Origin of the sequence: Mesorhizobium sp. M1E.F.Ca.ET.063.01.1.1 (genome assembly GCF_003998155.1) — a bacterium.
GTDB lineage: Bacteria > Pseudomonadota > Alphaproteobacteria > Rhizobiales > Rhizobiaceae > Mesorhizobium.
This window is the reverse complement of record NZ_RZSC01001117.1, coordinates 1-1,388: the sequence shown is the minus strand read 5'-3', so window position 1 is coordinate 1,388 and position 1,388 is coordinate 1. Positions and strand designations below refer to the sequence as shown.

The following is a 1,388-nucleotide window of genomic DNA, read 5'->3' as shown; positions in this document are numbered from 1 at the left end:
GTGTAGGAATCATCGAATCGAGAGGGCAGGGCGGGCGGAGCGCAGCGGAGGAACAGGAGCATGTAGTTCTGCTCCACCAGGCGACGCACGACGTGCTGACCGGCCTGCAGAATCGGCGGCGGTTCGGCGAGCGGCTGCAGCAGGCACTGGCTGCCGTCGGCGGACCAAAGCCGAAAGCCGCGCTGCTGCAAATCGACCTTGACGATTTCAAAGCGGTCAACGACACGCTCGGCCATGGCGCGGGCGACACGCTTCTTCAACTCGCGGCAGGCCGAATCCGCGACGCGCTGCAGGAGGGCGAATCCGCGTACCGCTATGCCGGCGATGAGTTCGCCGTCATCCAATTGGCAAAGGAGCAGCCCGCGGAAGCGGAGCGCCTTGCCGGATCGCTCGTCGATGCGTTCAAGGAGCCGTTCGTCATCAACGACATCCCCGTGTTCGTTGGCTCCAGTATCGGAATTGCGTTCGCGCCGGAGCACGGGACCGATGGCGAGCAGCTGATGAAAGCCGCCGACATTGCCCTTTATGCAGCCAAGACGGATGGACGCGGCTGCGCTCGAATCTTCAACCGTGCGATGCTGCTCTTGCTCGAGCAACGCGAGAATCTGAGGCGTAGTCTTCGAACCGCGCTGAAGCGCGGAGAGCTCTATCTGGAATATCAGCCGCTCATTCGGCCTCCTTCGTCGGTGGTCGGTTTCGAAGCTTTATTGCGGTGGCGGCACCCCGAGATCGGAATCATTCCTCCCAGCGTGTTCATACCGATCGCCGAAGCCGACGGTCTGATGGACGAGATTGGACGATGGGTGCTCGATGAAGCCTGTCGCCAGGCATTGACGTGGCCTTCCTCGCTGACAGTCGCGGTCAACCTGTCGCCGGCTCAGTTCCTTAGCGGTTCGCTGACGGACACGGTCGCTGAGATCATCGATGAAGTTGGAATCCGGGCCGAACGACTTGAACTTGAGATAACCGAGACGGTTCTTCTCGAGAAGACGATCGACAATATCGATACACTAAATACTCTCAATGTCTTGGGAATACGCATTTCGCTGGACGATTTTGGAACGCATTATTCATCTTTAAGCTACCTGAAGAATTTCCCCTTCGATACGTTGAAGATAGACCAGTACTTTATTACTGACCTAGAGACTGATTCCAAAGGCCAAACGATCGTGCGATCGATCATAAATCTGGCGCACGGCCTGGGAATGAGCGTCACTGCCGAGGGCGTCGAGACGTCGGCGCAGGCACGGTGGCTGATCAAGGAAAACTGCGATTGCCTGCAGGGAAATTTCCTGGGACAGCCGCTCGGAATCGAGGCAATTGGCGATTTCATCAATCGGGTCCCGCGGAGGGTGGGACGAGCAATGGAGGAACAAACGGGGCGGGCT

General features: G+C 58.5%; 1 protein-coding gene. It reads left to right on the top strand.

The genetic code is table 11. The features are described from left to right. Positions 1 to 1,388, top strand: a 1,388-nt coding sequence (locus tag EOA29_RS36520) for an EAL domain-containing protein (protein WP_127222398.1), incomplete at both ends; no start/stop codon positions are given.